The organism is Deinococcus planocerae, assembly GCF_002869765.1.
In the GTDB taxonomy this organism is placed as follows: domain Bacteria; phylum Deinococcota; class Deinococci; order Deinococcales; family Deinococcaceae; genus Deinococcus; species Deinococcus planocerae.
Genome location: NZ_PNOR01000021.1, coordinates 1 through 15,138, shown reverse-complemented (window position 1 = coordinate 15,138; position 15,138 = coordinate 1). Strand labels below are relative to the sequence as shown.

The following is a 15,138-nucleotide window of genomic DNA, read 5'->3' as shown; positions in this document are numbered from 1 at the left end:
CGCCCTCAAACTGCCGCCAAGGACGGCGCAACGGCCCTTGAGCAACCCCGCGCCCGTCGCCCTCACGGGAGCCGGTTCGCTGGGCGACCTATGAGACACCTCCTCGCGCTGGCCCTGCTGTCGGGCTCCCCCGTCCTCGCGCAGCCGCAGACCCTGAACCGGGCGGTCCAGGCGCCCGCCGGGGCCCTCACCCTCGACTGCGCGGGCCGCAGCGTGACCGTCGCGGGCGGCGGGAACACGCTCTCGCTGCAAGGCGTCTGCGATTTCGTGAACGTCACCGGGAGCGGCAACGTGATCACGCTGGAGGGGGCGCGCGCCTTGCAGTTCCTCGGCAACGACAACCGCGTGACCTGGACGAAACGCCCCCGCTACGTCTTCACCAACGCCCGCACGACCGGGAACACGGCGGAGCAGGCCCGGTAGAGCGTTTGACGCGATAAAGCTGTCATGCTGAGCGCGAGCGAAGCATCTCCAACGCGCCGGACAAGACCCTTCACTTCGTTCAGGGTGACACTTCTTCCGTCGAATGCTCTAGGAAACGAAGGCAGCGCGACGGATCAGCCGCAGGCGGGAGATAGTCGGACGGGAGTGCCCCTCACTGCCCCTGTGCCGGTGTGGCGAAGACCTGGGTCCAGTAGCGCCCGTACTCGGAGTCCGGGCGGTTGACGTACGCCACGCCGAGGCGGGTGAAGTCGCCCATGATGTTGCGGCAGTGGCCGGGGCTGCGCAGCCACCCGTCGACGACCTCCTGCGGCGTGGTCTGCCCGGCGGCGATGTTCTCGGCGGTCGTCTGCGCCTCGAATCCGGTCGCCTGCACCCGCAGCCACGGGCTGCTGCCGTCCACCGGGCTCTCGTGGTCGAAGTAGCCGTGCAGGGCCATGCCCGCCGACTGCGCGAGGGCCGCCCCCTCCAGCTTCGGGTCGCGGGTGAGGGGGGGCAGGGCGGGGCCGCCCTCCTTGAGGGTGGCGCAGTTCCAGCCGCGCGCGCGGGCCTGGTTGGTCAGGCGCAGCACCTCGGTCTCGAAGGGCACGCTGAGGGTCAGCGGGGCCATGCGGAAGGTGAGCGACTGCTCCAGCGCCCCGCCCGTCCCCGTCATCCGCACGGAGGCGCGGTGTGGCCCCGCCGCGACCGGGACGGGGCCCGCCCCCACGGCCCGCCCGTCGAGCGTGAAGCTGGGCGTGGCGGGCCGGTACACCACGCTGCCTGCCGCGCTGAGACGCACCTCGCCGTCTCCCAAGAGCAGCACCAGCCCGGCCCGCTCGGGCCCGCTGCTGGCGACCTCGACCTGGCTGGTGGCCGTGGAGCGGACCCGGCCACGCGAGTCGAGCAGGCTCGCCCGCAGGGTGTACGTCCCGGGCCGGTAGTACGTGTGGGTCACCCGCCGTCCCTGCCCCGTGCCGCCGTCCCCGAAGTCCCACTCCACCCGGTACTCGGCGGGGGCCTGCGCCGTGAACGACACGCTCAGCGGCGCGCGCTGCTCCTCGTTCATCGAGAGGCTCACCCGGAACCCCACGGGCTGCGCCGCACACGCCCCCATCAATGCCATCCCGGGCACGCCCGCCAGCAGCGCCAGCAGGCCCCTTTGCATCCTCAACCGAGTCACCCGGACAGCCTAGCGGCCCGGGGGCCACGTCCGGCGTGAGGGAAGCCACCACGGCCCGCCCCTCAATGCACGTCCGTCACGTCCGCGAGCAGCTCCGCCAGTTGCTCCTTGGCCCGGAAGACGCGGCTTTTGGCCGTGCCGACCGCCACCTCCTGAATCCGGGCGATCTCGTCGTAGGGCAGGTCCTCGACGAAGCGCAGCACGACGGCCTCGCGGTACTCCTCCGGCAGCCGCATCAGGGCCCGCTGCACCCGGTCCTGCGCGTCGGCGCTCTCGGCGGCCTGCACCGGGGAGCGCGCGGCACTCGTCACCTCGAAGCCCACGTCCTCGCGCGCCTCCTCCAGGCTGAAGCGCTGGAGCTGCTTGCGGCGGTGCGACTCGATCTGGGTATTGCGCGCGACTTGGTACAGCCACGGCAGCACCCGCTCACCTGCGCGGAAGGTGCGGATGCTGCGCCACGCCCGGTAGAAGACCTCCTGGGTGAGGTCGAGCGCGTCCTCGGCATTGCCCTCCAGACGGTAGAGGTAGGCGTACATCCGGCCCTCGTAGGCGCTCACGAAGTCGTACCACGCGGCCTCCTCCCCGTCACTGAGGCGGGCGAGCAGCTCGGGCGTGAGGACATCGGGCACTTCGGTCACGTCCCGCCCACCATACCGCCTCGTTCCGTGCAAGGAGTCAGCCATACGGCGGACGCTAGGCTGCCCCCCGCCCGTGCCCCCCGACACCCTGTCCACCGCCTCCCTCGCCGAGGCCCTGCGGCCCCTCCTTCCCGACCTCAGCGTCGGTGCCCTGCTGGGATTTGCCACCGGGCTCGCCCTGAAAAAGCTCGGGCGGGTGGCCCTCGTCGCGCTGGGCCTGCTCGTTCTGACTCTACAACTCCTGGCCCACTTCGACCTCGTGACCGTCAACTGGCCGCGCGTGCAGGCCCTCGCCGACCCGTGGCTGCGGCAGGGAGGGGAGGCGGGCGCCGGGTGGCTGGGCCGGGTGCTGACGGCGCGGCTGCCCTTCGCGGGGGCCTTCACGGCGGGGCTGCTGGTGGGGCTGCGGGCGCGGGGGTGAAAGAAAGAGGAGGCAGACCCACGAGGCCGCCTCCAGGGCTGAGGATCACAGGAGGACTCAGGCGACCGGCGCCACCGTGTCCGTGTGAATGGCGCGCGCGCCTTCGCCCGCCTGCCCCTTGAGCAGCGGCATGACGAGTTCCCCGAAGCGCCGCGCCTCCTCCAGGTGCGGGTAGCCGCTGAAGATGAAGGAGGAAAAGCCCATGTCCTCGTACCGCCGAATCTTGGCAGCGACCTGCTCGGGGCTACCGATCAACGCCACGCCCACCCCGCTGCGGGCCATGCCGACGCCCGCCCAGAGGCCCGGCTCGACAAGGAGGTTACCCTCCTCCAGCCCGCGCAGCATCTCGATCTGGCGCAGTTGGCCCACGCCGTCCACGTGTTTGTAGCTCTCGACAAAGGCGCGGCGTACCTCGGGGTCCACCCGTGAGATCAACCTCTCGGCGGCCTGCCACGCTTCCTCCTCCGTCTCGCGCACGATGACGTGGGTCCGCAGGCCGTAGCGCAGGGACCGGCCCGTCTCCGCCTCCAACGCCCGCATCTGGCCCATCCGCTCGGCGAGCATGTCCTCCCGCTCGCCCCACATCAGGTACACGTCGGCGAGGTCGGCGGCGATGCGCTGCGCGACTGGCGAGGCGCCGCCGAAGTAGATCGGGATAGGCTGCACGGGCGGCGGGTCGAGCACCGCGTTCTCGAAGGCGAACAGCTCCGAGCGGTGGCTCACGGGCGGCGCCTGGGTCCAGAGCTGCCGCAGGATGGACATGAATTCGCGCGTCCGCTCGTACCGCTGGGCGTGCGGCTCGAAGTCGCCGTACATCGCGTTCTCGGCGGGGCTGCTCCCCGTCACGATGTTCACCCGCACCCGTCCGGGGAAGAGGTTCTGCGCCGTGGCAAGCATCTTCGCGTACATCGCCGGGTGGAACATGCCGGGCCGCACCGCGATGAGGAGCCCCGGGTCCGTCTGCGCCGTCCGCGCGAGGGCCGCAATCGCCGCCGTGTAGTTCTCGTGCTCGGAGTGGTAGTTCGTCGCCGTCAGCAGCGCCGTAAACCCCGCCTCGCCCGCCGTCGTGATCAGGCTGGAGAGGTAGGGCAGCGTGGGCCTGCGCGGCGGCTTTTCCCGCGTGCCGATAAACTCGCCGTCACGGGAGAGCTGGAGGAACCAGAGGTATTCGGACTGGGAAGGTTGGGTCATGGGAGCCTCAGTGAAGGGAAAGGGATTCTGATGTATCTCCTGTATCTCCCTCCCTCCTTGTGGGGGAGGGCCGGGGAGGGGGGTGGCAAGCGTCAGCTTGCCCTTTGTCTTCCAAGCGAACTGAAAAGAGAAGTGCCTGGACATTCCGACTGGCCTCTCGACGCCGCGCCCGCTCACCCCCTCCCAGCCTCCCCCCTCAAGGGGGAGGGGTAAAAACGCCAAAGCTTAAGCTGTTCTGCCCGTCCCTCACGCCTTCACCCCCCCCGCCGTCAACCCCGCCACGAACCGTTTCTGGAACACGGCGATCAAGACGACGATGGGCACCACCGCGATCACGACCGCCGCGCTGATCAGCGGCCACGGGAACGCGAACTCCCCCTGGTACAGCGTCACGCCGACCGAAACTGTCCGCATGTTGAGCCTGGTGTTGAAGCTCAGCGCCAGCAGGAATTCGTTCCACGAGTTGACGAAGACGAGCAGGGCCGCCGTCACCACGCCCGGCAGGCTCAGCGGCAGCACAATCCGGGTCATCGCGCCGACGCGGGTGGAGCCGTCCACCATCGCCGCCGATTCGAGGTCGCGCGGGATGGCGCTGAAAAAGGCGACGAGCGTGAGGATGGCGACGGGCAGGCTCAGCGCCGCGTAGGGGAGGATGAGGGCGGGGTAAGAGTTGAGAAGCTGCGCGCTCCGCATCAGCCGGAAGAGGGGCACGAGCAGGCTGACGACCGGCAGCATGGAGAAGGCGACGACGAGGGTGAGCAGGAGGCCGCGTGCCCGAATCTCCAGCCGCGCGAGGGCGTAGGCGGCAGGTACGGCGACCGCCACGCACAGCAGGGTGCTGAGCACGCTGACGATCAAGGAATTCATGAAAAAGGTGCCGAAGGGCTGCTCGGAGAACACCCGCGCGTAGTTGGCGACGTCGGGCTGCGAGGGGAGGTACTGGACCGGGAACTGCTGGAGTTCCCCCTCTGTCTTCAGGCTCGTGAGCAGCATCCACACCAGCGGAAAGAAGCCGCCGAAAACGAGCAGGGCGAGGCCGAGGGCGCGGATGACCCGCTCGCTCAGGTTCAGCCGGGGCGCCTGTTCCACCCTAGCCCTCCCCGCCGCGCACGAAGCGCACGTAGACGAGGGTGACGGCGAGGCTCACCGCAAACAGCGCCACGCTGAGGGTCGCGGCGTACCCGAAGTCCAGAAACTCGATGCTCGTGCGGTAGATGTAGACGCCGAGCGTTTCCAGAAGTCCCTGCGCCGGGGCCTGCTGGATGAACGTGTACGGGATGTCGAACACCTGCACGGCGCTGATCGCCCGGAAGATGAAGGCCACCGCGAGACTCGGCGCGAGCAGCGGCAGGATGACCCGCCAGAAGGTCTGCACCCGGGTCGCCCCGTCCACGTCCGCCGCCTCCGTCAGCTCGCGCGGGATGCCCTGGAGGCCGCCCAGCACGATCAGTGCCACGAAGGAACTCGTCTTCCAGACAATCGTGACCACCATCGCCACGACCGCGAGGCCCGGCGTGGAGAGCCACCGAAGCGGCTCGCCGACGATGCCCGCCCGCACCAGCACGTCGTTGACCACCCCGTACTGCCCGTTGAACAGCCACGCGAAGATCAAGCCCGTGATCACGGGCGGCATCGCCCAGGGCAGCAGCAGGGCGACCCTTGCCAGCCCCCGCACCCGGCTGGGCGTGTGCGCGAGCAGCGCCATCGGGATGCCGACGAGGAAGGAGCCGCCCACCGTCAGCACCCCGAAGAAGAGGGTGTTGCGCAGGGCGGTCAGGAAACGCGGGTCCCCCACCATCTGCGCGTACTGCGCCAGTCCCACGAACGGCGTGCCCGCCCACGGCTCGGTCAGCTTGTTCACGAACAGGCTGTCACGGAAGGTCGTCAGCATGGGAAAGAGCAGCACGCCGCACAGCAGCAGGACGGCGGGAGCGAGGAGCAGGGCGGCGAGCAGGCCGTCTCCCCCCCGCCGGCGCCGCGCCCGGGGGGCGGGGGCCGTGCGGACGTTGCCAGCCTCAGTGCGCAAGCTCGGACCTCCCTTCCCTCACTTCAGCACGCCGCTCAGGTCGCGCTGCATGTCCCGGAGGGCCGCGTCCACCGTCTTGCTGCCCGCCACCGCCGCCGACACGTTGTTGCGGATGATCTCCGAGACGCGCGGGTAGGCGGGCGTGACGGGCCGGGGCCGCGCGCCCGTCACGATGCGGTACAGGTCCTTGAAGTGCGGGTTGGCGGCGAGGACGGCCCGGTCGTTGTAGAGGCTGGCGCGCACGGGGAGGTACGCGCCCTTGACCGCCATCTCGCGCTGCACGTCGGCGCTCGCCATAAATTGCAGGAGTTTCGCGGCGGCGGGCTTGTTGCGGCTGTACGCGCTGACCGCCCACTGCCAGCCACCCGTGCAGGTCGCCGTGGAGTTCCTGCCGAAGGCGGGCATGGGCGCCACCCCCACGTTGCCCTTCACCCGTGTGGGCTGCGGGCTGTTGCCCTGGAAGTGCGCCCAGGCGTAGCTCCAGTTCAGCCCGAAGAGGACGCTGCCCGCCTGGAACTGCTGGCGCGAGTCGTCGGTCTTCATCTCGGCGCTGGCGGCGGGGGCGATTTTGTTCTTCACGGAATTGACCAGAAAGCCCAGGCCCTGCCGCCCCGCCGGGCTGTCCACGTCCTGCACGTTGCCGCCCGCCGTCCACAGCGTTTGCAAGAAGTTGCAGACTGTGCCCTCGATGGGCGCCCCCTGGAAGTTGAAGCCCTGGAGATTCCCGCCCTCTGCCTTCTGAATCCGCGCGGCGGTCGCGGCGAGTTCGTCCCAGGTGCGCGGCACCTTGGCGCCGTGCTTGGCGAGGAGGTCCTTGCGGTAGTACAGGAACTGCGCGTCCGTGAAGGCGGGCATCGCGTAGAGCTTGCCCCCCACCGTCGCGGCGCCCAACGGCCCCTTCAAGAAGGCGCGCAGGTAGGCGTCCTTGCTCGGGAGGTAGCTGTCGAGCGGCTCGGCCCACCCGGCGGCGGCGAACGTTGCGGTCCGCACCACGTCGATCAAGAACACGTCGAGGCTGGGGTCCCGCGCGGCGAGGACGGTCGTGAGGTACTGGTTTTGCGCCTCGCTCGTCGCGCCGCCCGTCTCGATCTTCACGTCGATATTGGGGTTTTGCCGCTCGAAACGGTCGAAGAGGGGCTGGAAAATCTCGGGCCGCTGCTGGCTCCCCATGAACACGGTCAGGGTGGTGGGCGCGGCGCTGGCGGCCCCCGTGAGGGCGAGCAGGGCGGTGAGGGTGAGGCGGGTGCGCATGGAAAACCTCCGGTGGGTGGGCGGGGCCCGGGGTAGGAAGACGACCGAATCTATCAACCATCAGGGACCGGCAGGCTGCCCCGATGTGCCGGGGCGAAGCGGGACTGTTGTTGCCCCTCCAGAGTAGAGCGTGCCCGCCCCGCTCTCCAACCTCCGGCCCACCTTTGGCTCAGAGGTACGCCAGCGACCACGCCGCCTGCCCGTGCGCCAGTCCGGCCCGCAGGAGGGCGAGCCCGTCCGGCGGCGTGTCCCGGTGGTGGGACAGCCCCGCTGCGAGCGCCCCGAATTCCTCCAGGGGCCGTTTCGCCGGGGCGTGGATGACCTCGACGACCGCACCGCCGCGCACCTCGTACACCGCCCCGTACACCTGCCCGCGCCGGGCATCGAGGGAGACGGCGACCCAGCCCTCCGGCGTCTCCCCGCTCGGGCCGCGCACCAGCCCTTCTAAGGTGGAGACGCCGAGGACGGGTACGGTCCACGCCCGCCCCAGCCCCAGCGCGTAACTCGCGCCCACCCGCACCCCCGTGTACGAGCCCGGCCCGGTGCCGATCACGATCTGGCTCGCCCGGAAGGGGAGCCCGGCCTCCCCGAACAGGGAGCGCGCCCCGTCCGCGAGGCGTTCGGCGTGCGCGCGGCCCACCTCCTCGGAAAAGCGCCGCTCGCCGCCCGGCCAGGTGACGGCCAGCGTCAGGAAGGGGGTGGCGGTGTCCAGGGCGAGGGTGACGGGCACGTCGTCGGGCATCGCGGGCATTCTAGGACCGGGCCCGCCTTGTCACCCCTCCAGGAACGTGAGGTTTGCCGCGATCAGCCCCGGCGCGGCCCGGTGGTATGGTGATCGCATCATGACGAACATCGCCAAGGGGCTGGAAGGCGTGCTCTTCACCGAGAGCAAACTCACCTTCATCAACGGGACGGAGGGCATCCTCACGCACCTGGGCATTCCGATTCAGGAGTGGGCGGAGAGCAGCACCTTCGAGGAACTGTCCCTCGCCCTGCTCGACGGCGGGCTCCCCACCTCGGGCGACCTCGCGGCCTTCGACGCCGAACTCAAGGCCAACCGCGCGGTGTCCCCGCAGCTCCTGGAGGTCATCGCCGCGATGCCCCGGGGCGTCCACCCCATGCAGGCACTGCGCACCGCCGTCTCGTACCTGGGCCTGCTCGACCCCCAGGCCGAGGAGACGACGGAAGAAGCCCGCCGCGCGATCTCGGTGCGGATGATCGCCCAGTTCGCCACGGTGATCGCAGCGATTGCCCGCACACGTGAGGGGAAGGAGCCGGTCGACCCCCGCATGGACCTGAGCCACGCCGCGAACTTCCTGTACATGCTGAACGGCAAGGAACCCAGCCCCGAGCAGGCCCGCCTCTTCGACATTGCGCTGGTCTTGCACGTTGACCACAGCATGAACGCGAGCACCTTCACGGCTATTGCCATCGCCAGCACCCTCAGCGATATGTACTCCTGCATGACTGGCGCTATCGGTGCTATGAAAGGCCCGCTCCACGGCGGCGCCAACGAGGCCGTGATGGACATGCTCGACGAGATCGGCACGCCGGAGAAGGCCGCCGAGTACATCACGGACAAGCTCGACCGCAAGGAAAAGGTCATGGGCGTGGGGCACCGCGTGTACAAGTACTTCGACCCGCGCTCGCGCGTGCTGCGCGACTACGCCGAGGTCGTCGCCAACAAGGAGGGCAAGAGCCACTACTACCAGATTCTCGAAACCATCGAGAAGACGGTCGTGGACCGCCTCGGCTCCAAGGGCATCTACCCCAACGTGGACTTCTACTCCGGTACGGTGTATTCGGACCTCGGCATCACCAAGGAATACTTCACGCCGATCTTCGCCCTGGCGCGCATCAGCGGGTGGTGCGCTTCCGTGATCGAGTACACGCGCGACAACCGCCTGCTGCGGCCCGACGCCGTGTACACGGGCGCGAGCGACCAGCACTACGTGCGCATCGAGGAGCGGGGCGGGCAAGAGTTGCAGAAGACCGAGGGCTGAAATCCCGCCGGAAAAGGCAGAGGGCCGGAATACTTGGGCCCTCTGCCTTCTTCTTGTGTGCCCTACGCCCCCAGCGGCTCGACCACCCAGGGGCCGTAATGGTTCACGAACTGGGCGCGGCTGTCGCGGAAGGCCTGGGCGACGGCGGCCACACTCTTCGGGGAGCCGGAGAGGTCCACGCTGAGCACGATCTCGCCTCGGCCCAGGGCGTGGGCGTACTGCTCGATGTGAGAGCGCTCGTCGGTGATGCCCTGCATCAGCCGCACGAAGCGGCCCCACAGACCACGCCCATCGACGTCCAGGGTGCGGTGGCCCTCGTCGCCCATGATGATCTGCACGGCCTGGTCTCCCAGCTCCAGGTCGAGCAGCCGGGTCATGCACTGCTGCACGTCCTCCAGCCCGGCGAAGGTGCCGTACACCCGGCCCCGGCTGAGCAGGGTGAAGTGGGCGTACCCGGGACGCTGAACCTGACGGGAACGGGTGGGCATACGGTCCTCCTGGTCGAGAGGGGCAACCCTCGGGCTCGCCCCCTTCTGGGCAGACGCACGACCGGACGCGGTACCGACACGGGAGAAGTCCCCCCGAAGGTAAGGCCGGGCGGCGGTCCAGCGTTAGGAGCCCGAACACACCTGGAGGCCGAAGGCCGAAAGCGGAAGGCAGAAGCGTCCCGGCCTTCGGCCTGCCCCCTACGCGCTCATGCCCTTGCTGCCGTGCAGCGTGCGTTCGACCGCCTCGGTCACCTCGGCCTCGAAGCGGCGCAGGTGCTCGCGCAGCCGCTCCAGCTCGGTGGGGCCGAGGTCGCGCAGCCACAGCACGGCGCGGCCCAGCACGGCGAAGGTGAGGGGTGAGTCGTCCTCCCCGTCCTCGTCGTCCACGGGGTCGAGGTTCAGGGAGCCGTAGTCGAGGCCCTGGTTCATCAGGTTCATGCCCATCAGGATGTCGGGCAGCGAGTCCTCCTCGACGTACAGGTCGAGGTCGAGGTGCAGCCGCACGATCACGCCGCCCCGGTGGTCGGGGTCGGCAAAGAGGGCCACCCGGCTTTCCCCGTTGCGGACAAGCGCGCCGTCCTCGACCGTCTCGACGGCCATGCCGCTCGCCTGGAGCGCCCGCACGATGCGCTGGAGTTCCGTCATGCGGGCGAGTATAGAGCGGGCGCCTCCAGGCGAAACGGCCCGGCGGCACCTTGGGGAGGGGGGTGGGGACTCAGCCTTCCCGCGCGAACACCAGTTGCATCCGCGGGGACGCCGCCGAGGCAGGCTGCCGCTCGTCGAACCCCGTGCAGGCCAGAAGGCAGGTCAGTCCCACGGAGCGGGCCAGTTCCTCCAGTTCCCCCGGCGTGTAAAGCTGCCAGTCGAACGCGTCCCCCTCCTGTTCACCGCCGTAATCCAGTTCCACCCGCAGCCGCCCGCCCGCCATCCGCTTGTGCTCGGCCACCGCGAGGCCGCCGCGCGTGAAGTGCCCCTCCCCCTGGTGCGCCTCGAAGAAGTCGCGGTGGTACACGTCGAGGATGAGCCGCCCTCCTGGCCGCAGCCGTCCGTGAAGCCCGCGCAGGACGGCGGCGTTCGTGGCCTCATCGAAAAAGCCGAAGCTCTGCCACAGGACCAGGGCGGCGTCGAGATCACCGGGCACCTCGGAGAGGTCGCGCATGTCGCCCACGAGGAAGCGGCAGACCTCGGGAGCCTGGGCGCGGGCCTTCTCCACCGCGTCCGGGTCCCGGTCCACGCCCAGCACCTCGTAGCCCCGCCGGGCGAGGGCGTGCGCGTGGCGCCCGGTGCCGCAGCACAGGTCGAGGACACGGCGCAAGGCGGGGAGGGGAAGCTGCCGGGCGAGAAAGTCTGCCTCCCGCTCGGTCTGGGCGGGCTCGATGGTCGCCAGAAAGAGCTCGAACCAGGTGGGCGTGTAGGTGTTCATTTCCGGGTCGAGCGTACCTGCTTCATAAGGCCGTTATAGGCAGCCCGCGACCTCCCTTACGCGTGGTACACCCACGCCCCGCCCTGCCACGTCCGCGCCAGTTGCCCCAGCAGGTGCAGGTGTTCGGCGTGCGCCAGCGTCTCGGCGAGGGCGAAGCGGCGCCCGGCGGTGTTCAGGTCGCGCGGGAACATGGCGAGGGAGAGGCGGTAGGCGTCGCGCGGCTCGTTCTCGGCCTCCGCGCGGATGAAGTCCAGCCGCTCGTGGTGGTGTCCCCGCAATTCCCGGGCGCGGGCCTGCACCCCCTCCATGACGGGGCCGTGGTGCCCGACGACCGCCCGTGCCGGGTTGAGCGCCTCCAGCTTGCCGAGCGTCTGAAGGTAGTCGCCGAGCGGATCGGGCCGCGTGTAGGCGTACAGGCCCACATTCGGGCTGATGCGCGGCAGGATGGCGTCCCCGGCGATGAGCGTGCCCTCGTCCTCGTTCCACAGCCCCAGGTGCCCGTCGGCGTGGCCGGGGAGCCACAGCACCTCCCACTCCCCGCCCGCCAGGGGGACGTGCTGGCCCTCGCGCAGGGGTTGAACGCGGCTCGCCGGGTGGACGCGCGCCTTGCCCCGGCGGCTGTCGTGCTCCAGCGTCTCGATCAGCTTGGGGGGGAGGCCGTGGTCCTGCATGTGCTTGATGTGGCCGGGGAGCCACTCCTCCCACAGATGCCAGTACCGCTCGCCGCGCCCGATTTCCACGTCGAGCATCTGCACCGCCGCGCCGCTGCGTTCCTCGACCACGCCCGCCAGCCCGTAGTGGTCGGGGTGGTGATGGGTCACGATCACCCGCTCCACGTCGGGCCAGTGCAGCCCGAAGGCGGCGAGCCCGTCCTCGATGGCCTGCCGCGCTTCCGGCGTGTCGAGCGCCGTGTCGATCAGGGTGACGGGGCCCCCCCGCGGCGCATCGATTAATACCGTCACGGTCTTCATCGGGTAGGGGATGGGCACCTGGAGGGCGTGCAGCGTGCCGACCACGGGGATCAGGGCGGGGGCGGAGGCGGTCATGGGAGGAGGCTACCACCGGCCCCTGTCTGTGAGCCTGATGCATCCTGGGGCAGTGGCAGACGACAGGGCACGATAGGGCATCATGTACCGCCTGACTCCGGACAACCTCACGGCCCTTCTTGCCCGGCCTGCTGAATTTAACGATGCCCTTGTCAGGCGACTTGAGCTGTCGTTTGAAGGTGGTGCATCGATGGGCCGATTGATCGTGGAAATCGAGGCGAAGGATCAGGAGTCCCAGGAAGGCTGGGGATGGGTACTTCTTGATTTTCGCGGCGTCACGTCGCTCTTACTGAGAGAGGATCGTACGACCAATATTGTGTCAAGCAGCGGCATGACACTAAGCCTAAATAGTGGCGGATTGGTCGCCGACTTCAGTCCTATTCATGAAGACATTGAACTTTCGACATTCGCGGTGTCGGCTCAAGAAGTGTGGGCCGAAAATAAGATCAACCTTCAATGGATCACCGCTTTGTAAGTCTGTATCTCAAACATCCAGCGTCAACGGCTCCACTCGAATGCCACCCGCCCTCACCAGATGCACCCACGCGCACGCCACCGGCAGCGAGAAACGGCGCGGGCCGACCGAGCCGGGATTGAGGTACGTCACGCCGCCCCGCTCCTCCACCTTCGGCTGGTGGGTGTGCCCGCTGACGACGATCTGGACGCCCGCCGCGCCGGGGGAGAGGTCGAGGTCGTTCAGGTCGTGCAGCAGGTAGATACCCACCCCCTCCAGTTCGACCAGCAGCGTCTCCGGCAACTCGGACAGGGGCGGCGTGCGGTCCACGTTGCCGCGCACGGTGTGGACGGGACCGGGGTTCGCCTCCCGCAGGGCCGTCAGCACCTCCACCTTCCCCACGTCGCCCGCGTGCAGCACGGCATCCGCCTCTCGCACCAGTGCCAGCACCTCCGGGCGCAGCAGGCCGTGGGTGTCGGAGAGGACGAGGACGTGCATGGGGGAGTCTAGAGCGCCTGCGTAAGAACGCTGTCATGCGGACTCGCAAAGCTGCGTGGCAGAGGGCAACGAAGCTTCTCCAACATGCCGGTGCCGGAGGAGAACCTTCACTTCGTTCAGGGTGATGCGCCTACCGTCAAGCGCTTTGGAAGGAGAGTGCAAAGTATGAGGCGATCCTCGGGCCCCACGAACCAAGCAAAACGCCCCCCACGAAGGAGGGCGTATGGATGGACTTCGCGTTTACAGGCGGCGCTGGATCGACTGGAGGCTGGGGCTGTCGGCCCAGGCCTGGCCCTGCTGCACATAGCGGCGGGCGGTGTCGCGGTCGCCGCGCTGGAGGGCGATGTAGGCGAGCTTGGCGGCGCTGAGGGACGCGAGCTGGCGCTCCTGGTCGCTGAGGTTGCCCAGACGGCTCCAGGCGTTGTAGGCGTTAATCCACCACTGGGTCTTGGTGTAGAGCTGCGCGAGGTACGCCTGGTAGTCGCGGTTGGTCGCCTCCTGGTTCGCCGCGTAGAAGGCGTGGGTCACGGACGCCTTCCAGAGGGTGCGGTCGAAGAAGGGCACCGGGTAGGCCACGTCGGCCTGCACCGCGAGCTCCTGGGCGCGGGTGAAGTTCTCGGTCGCGCTCAGGGTGGTGGGGTCCACCTCGGTGGCGGGGGCGGCGGTGACCGTCTGGGTGGTCGTCGTCGTGCCCGTCTGGGTGGTGCTCGTATCCGTCTGGGTGGTGCTGGTGTCGGTGGTGGTGCTGGTGTCGGTCTGGGTCGTGCTCGTGTCGGCAGGCTGCGCAGGTTGCGTTGTGGTGTCCTGCGCGGCGGCGAGGCCAGCGAGCGCGAACGCGGTCAGCATGAGAATCTTTTTCATAGCGAGTCGCATCTTAAGACGCTAGCCTTGCGGGCGTCCACCGACCCCCTTGCCCGGTAAAGAGCCCGTAAAGGGACTGTAAAGGAGCTTACCTTCACATGAGGAAAACCCTGGCCCTCTCCCTCTCCCTCCTCTCCTTCACCGTCGGCGCCGCCCTCGCCCAAACCTCGCCCACCGCCCCACAGGTCACCGCACTGGGTGACCTCAAGGTCGTCTCCAGCATCGCGGTCACCGAGGGCGGCGACCTGATCTTCGTGGGCTCCGACGCCCGGGTCCACTGCACCGACGCGCGCGGCACCGAGCAGTGGAACTTCGCGGTCGGCGACCTGGGCCGCGCCCACCCGGTCGTGACCCCGCAGGGCACGGTAATCGCCGCCTCGTACGACGATTCTGTGTACGCCCTCGACCCCACGGGCAAGCTGCTGTGGAAGGTCAAGCTCGACGGCGACCTCTTCGCCAGCCCCGCCCTGCGCCCCGACGGCAGCGTGATCGTCGCCACCGCGGGGGGCAGCGTGTACGCGCTCTCGCCCCAGGGTCAGACCCTCTGGACCTTCAAGGTGGGCTCGCCCGTCTTCAGCAGCCCGGCGGTGGCGGCGGACGGCACGATCTACTTCGGCGGGCAGAACAATTCGCTCCACGCCCTCACGCCGGACGGCGAGCTCAAGTGGACCTTCCGCGCCGGGTCCACCGTCTTCAGCAGCCCCGCGCTCGACGCCGCGGGCAACGTCTACTTCGGCTCCGGCGACCGCCGCATCTACTCCGTCGCCCCCGACGGCAAACAGCGCTGGGTGCGGCCCACCGGCCTCTTCGTGAACGCCAGCCCCATCGTGACGAGCGGCAACCTCGTCGTCGTCGGCAGCTACGACGGCAACGTCTATGCCGTGAAGACGAGCGGCGAGGACGCCTGGACCTACCCGACCGGGGCGCCGGTCGCCGCGTCCGCCGCCGAACTCAGCGACGGGACCGTGGTGGTGGGTGACCTCGCGGGCACCGTCCACGCCATCGCGCCGAACGGGGGCGCTCTCTGGAAGATTCAGACGGGCAGGAAGATCGACACGCCCGTCGCCGTGAGCGACCAGGGCACCCTTTACTTCTCGGGCGAGGGCGGGGCCCTGAATGCGATCCAGAAGCAGCGGCCCCTCGCCGACGGTCCCTGGACGAGCTTCCGGAACGTGCCGACCGGGTGGGGCCGGGTGCTGACGGCGCCGGAAGCGACGGCCCGCACCGCCGCCAAG

General features: G+C 69.2%; 18 protein-coding genes. 5 read left to right on the top strand and 13 right to left on the bottom strand.

From position 1 onward, the window contains the following. Positions 1–90 precede the first annotated feature (90 nt). A complete protein-coding gene (locus tag A7B18_RS12970; RefSeq protein WP_102127122.1) occupies positions 91–423 on the top strand; it encodes a DUF3060 domain-containing protein in 333 nt (110 codons plus the stop codon). Between the two features lie 172 nt (positions 424–595). Here the strand turns inward: A7B18_RS12970 and A7B18_RS12965 are convergent, their stop codons facing one another. After that, on the bottom strand, positions 596–1,603 hold the full coding sequence (locus A7B18_RS12965; RefSeq protein ID WP_245872866.1) for a CAP domain-containing protein: 1,008 nt from the start codon (positions 1,601–1,603) through the stop codon (positions 596–598). A gap of 62 nt (positions 1,604–1,665) precedes the next feature. Continuing rightward, positions 1,666–2,241, bottom strand: coding sequence for an RNA polymerase sigma factor (locus A7B18_RS12960; RefSeq protein WP_102127120.1), 576 nt, complete (start codon positions 2,239–2,241; stop codon positions 1,666–1,668). Between the two features lie 73 nt (positions 2,242–2,314). On the opposite strand from A7B18_RS12960, the gene A7B18_RS12955 reads away from it, so the two are divergent. Then, positions 2,315–2,662: an FUN14 domain-containing protein gene (locus tag A7B18_RS12955; protein WP_102127119.1), complete on the top strand. Its 348-nt coding sequence runs from the start codon at positions 2,315–2,317 to the stop codon at positions 2,660–2,662. 57 nt (positions 2,663–2,719) lie between these two features. On the opposite strand, the gene A7B18_RS12950 is transcribed toward A7B18_RS12955, so the two are convergent. The 5 genes from A7B18_RS12950 to tsaB all read right to left on the bottom strand — a co-directional run bounded on the left by A7B18_RS12950 (position 2,720) and on the right by tsaB (position 7,872). Next, complete coding sequence (locus A7B18_RS12950) at positions 2,720–3,853, bottom strand: LLM class flavin-dependent oxidoreductase (RefSeq protein ID WP_102127118.1); 1,134 nt, start codon at positions 3,851–3,853, stop codon at positions 2,720–2,722. 246 nt (positions 3,854–4,099) lie between these two features. Further along, positions 4,100–4,942: a carbohydrate ABC transporter permease gene (locus tag A7B18_RS12945; RefSeq protein ID WP_245872865.1), complete on the bottom strand. Its 843-nt coding sequence runs from the start codon at positions 4,940–4,942 to the stop codon at positions 4,100–4,102. 1 nt (position 4,943) lies between these two features. Beyond that, positions 4,944–5,879, bottom strand: coding sequence for a carbohydrate ABC transporter permease (locus tag A7B18_RS12940; RefSeq protein ID WP_102127117.1), 936 nt, complete (start codon positions 5,877–5,879; stop codon positions 4,944–4,946). Positions 5,880–5,897: 18 nt separating this feature from the next. Continuing rightward, positions 5,898–7,130 (bottom strand): ABC transporter substrate-binding protein, encoded by a 1,233-nt coding sequence (locus tag A7B18_RS12935; RefSeq protein WP_102127116.1) that lies wholly within the window; start codon positions 7,128–7,130, stop codon positions 5,898–5,900. A gap of 169 nt (positions 7,131–7,299) precedes the next feature. Then, positions 7,300–7,872: a tRNA (adenosine(37)-N6)-threonylcarbamoyltransferase complex dimerization subunit type 1 TsaB gene (tsaB, locus tag A7B18_RS12930; RefSeq protein ID WP_180970149.1), complete on the bottom strand. Its 573-nt coding sequence runs from the start codon at positions 7,870–7,872 to the stop codon at positions 7,300–7,302. 100 nt (positions 7,873–7,972) lie between these two features. Between tsaB and A7B18_RS12925 the strand changes: the two genes are divergently transcribed. Further along, positions 7,973–9,133: a citrate/2-methylcitrate synthase gene (locus tag A7B18_RS12925; protein WP_102127114.1), complete on the top strand. Its 1,161-nt coding sequence runs from the start codon at positions 7,973–7,975 to the stop codon at positions 9,131–9,133. A 62-nt stretch (positions 9,134–9,195) separates the two neighbouring features. Here A7B18_RS12925 and A7B18_RS12920 read toward each other — a convergent pair whose 3' ends face one another. From A7B18_RS12920 to A7B18_RS12905, 4 genes are all read right to left on the bottom strand, one after another. After that, positions 9,196–9,621 (bottom strand): hypothetical protein, encoded by a 426-nt coding sequence (locus A7B18_RS12920; RefSeq protein WP_102127113.1) that lies wholly within the window; start codon positions 9,619–9,621, stop codon positions 9,196–9,198. A 198-nt stretch (positions 9,622–9,819) separates the two neighbouring features. Further along, positions 9,820–10,266, bottom strand: coding sequence for a type III secretion system chaperone family protein (locus tag A7B18_RS12915; protein WP_102127112.1), 447 nt, complete (start codon positions 10,264–10,266; stop codon positions 9,820–9,822). A 70-nt stretch (positions 10,267–10,336) separates the two neighbouring features. Next, on the bottom strand, positions 10,337–11,044 hold the full coding sequence (locus A7B18_RS12910) for a class I SAM-dependent methyltransferase (RefSeq protein WP_102127111.1): 708 nt from the start codon (positions 11,042–11,044) through the stop codon (positions 10,337–10,339). A 56-nt stretch (positions 11,045–11,100) separates the two neighbouring features. Beyond that, positions 11,101–12,090 carry an MBL fold metallo-hydrolase gene (locus A7B18_RS12905; RefSeq protein ID WP_102127110.1) on the bottom strand — a complete coding sequence of 330 codons (990 nt, stop codon included), beginning with the start codon at positions 12,088–12,090 and terminating at the stop codon, positions 11,101–11,103. An 82-nt stretch (positions 12,091–12,172) separates the two neighbouring features. Here A7B18_RS12905 and A7B18_RS21460 point away from each other — a divergent pair, with 82 nt between their 5' ends. Next, entirely contained in the window at positions 12,173–12,565 is a 393-nt protein-coding gene (locus tag A7B18_RS21460; RefSeq protein WP_146009538.1) for a hypothetical protein, read from the top strand. A 9-nt stretch (positions 12,566–12,574) separates the two neighbouring features. On the opposite strand, the gene A7B18_RS12900 is transcribed toward A7B18_RS21460, so the two are convergent. Both A7B18_RS12900 and A7B18_RS12895 read right to left on the bottom strand, forming a co-directional pair. Next, positions 12,575–13,042, bottom strand: a complete 468-nt coding sequence (locus A7B18_RS12900) for a metallophosphoesterase family protein (RefSeq protein WP_102127109.1) — start codon at positions 13,040–13,042, stop codon at positions 12,575–12,577. 240 nt (positions 13,043–13,282) lie between these two features. Further along, on the bottom strand, positions 13,283–13,903 hold the full coding sequence (locus tag A7B18_RS12895; protein WP_245872864.1) for a hypothetical protein: 621 nt from the start codon (positions 13,901–13,903) through the stop codon (positions 13,283–13,285). A gap of 98 nt (positions 13,904–14,001) precedes the next feature. Between A7B18_RS12895 and A7B18_RS12890 the strand changes: the two genes are divergently transcribed. Then, a partial coding sequence (locus tag A7B18_RS12890; protein WP_102127107.1) for an outer membrane protein assembly factor BamB family protein occupies positions 14,002–15,138 on the top strand: 1,137 nt, incomplete at its 3' end.

Excerpts from the sequence above, each read along its gene's own strand:
- A7B18_RS12970 (WP_102127122.1), top strand. The coding sequence starts at position 91 with ATGAGACACCTCCTCGCGCTGGCCCTGCTGTCGGGCTCCCCCGTCCTC.
- A7B18_RS12950 (WP_102127118.1), bottom strand. The coding sequence starts at position 3,853 with ATGACCCAACCTTCCCAGTCCGAATACCTCTGGTTCCTCCAGCTCTCC.
- A7B18_RS12935 (WP_102127116.1), bottom strand. The coding sequence starts at position 7,130 with ATGCGCACCCGCCTCACCCTCACCGCCCTGCTCGCCCTCACGGGGGCC.
- tsaB (WP_180970149.1), bottom strand. The coding sequence starts at position 7,872 with ATGCCCGACGACGTGCCCGTCACCCTCGCCCTGGACACCGCCACCCCC.
- A7B18_RS12925 (WP_102127114.1), top strand. The coding sequence starts at position 7,973 with ATGACGAACATCGCCAAGGGGCTGGAAGGCGTGCTCTTCACCGAGAGC.
- A7B18_RS12920 (WP_102127113.1), bottom strand. The coding sequence starts at position 9,621 with ATGCCCACCCGTTCCCGTCAGGTTCAGCGTCCCGGGTACGCCCACTTC.
- A7B18_RS12915 (WP_102127112.1), bottom strand. The coding sequence starts at position 10,266 with ATGACGGAACTCCAGCGCATCGTGCGGGCGCTCCAGGCGAGCGGCATG.
- A7B18_RS12910 (WP_102127111.1), bottom strand. The coding sequence starts at position 11,044 with ATGAACACCTACACGCCCACCTGGTTCGAGCTCTTTCTGGCGACCATC.
- A7B18_RS12905 (WP_102127110.1), bottom strand. The coding sequence starts at position 12,090 with ATGACCGCCTCCGCCCCCGCCCTGATCCCCGTGGTCGGCACGCTGCAC.
- A7B18_RS21460 (WP_146009538.1), top strand. The coding sequence starts at position 12,173 with ATGTACCGCCTGACTCCGGACAACCTCACGGCCCTTCTTGCCCGGCCT.
- A7B18_RS12900 (WP_102127109.1), bottom strand. The coding sequence starts at position 13,042 with ATGCACGTCCTCGTCCTCTCCGACACCCACGGCCTGCTGCGCCCGGAG.
- A7B18_RS12895 (WP_245872864.1), bottom strand. The coding sequence starts at position 13,903 with ATGAAAAAGATTCTCATGCTGACCGCGTTCGCGCTCGCTGGCCTCGCC.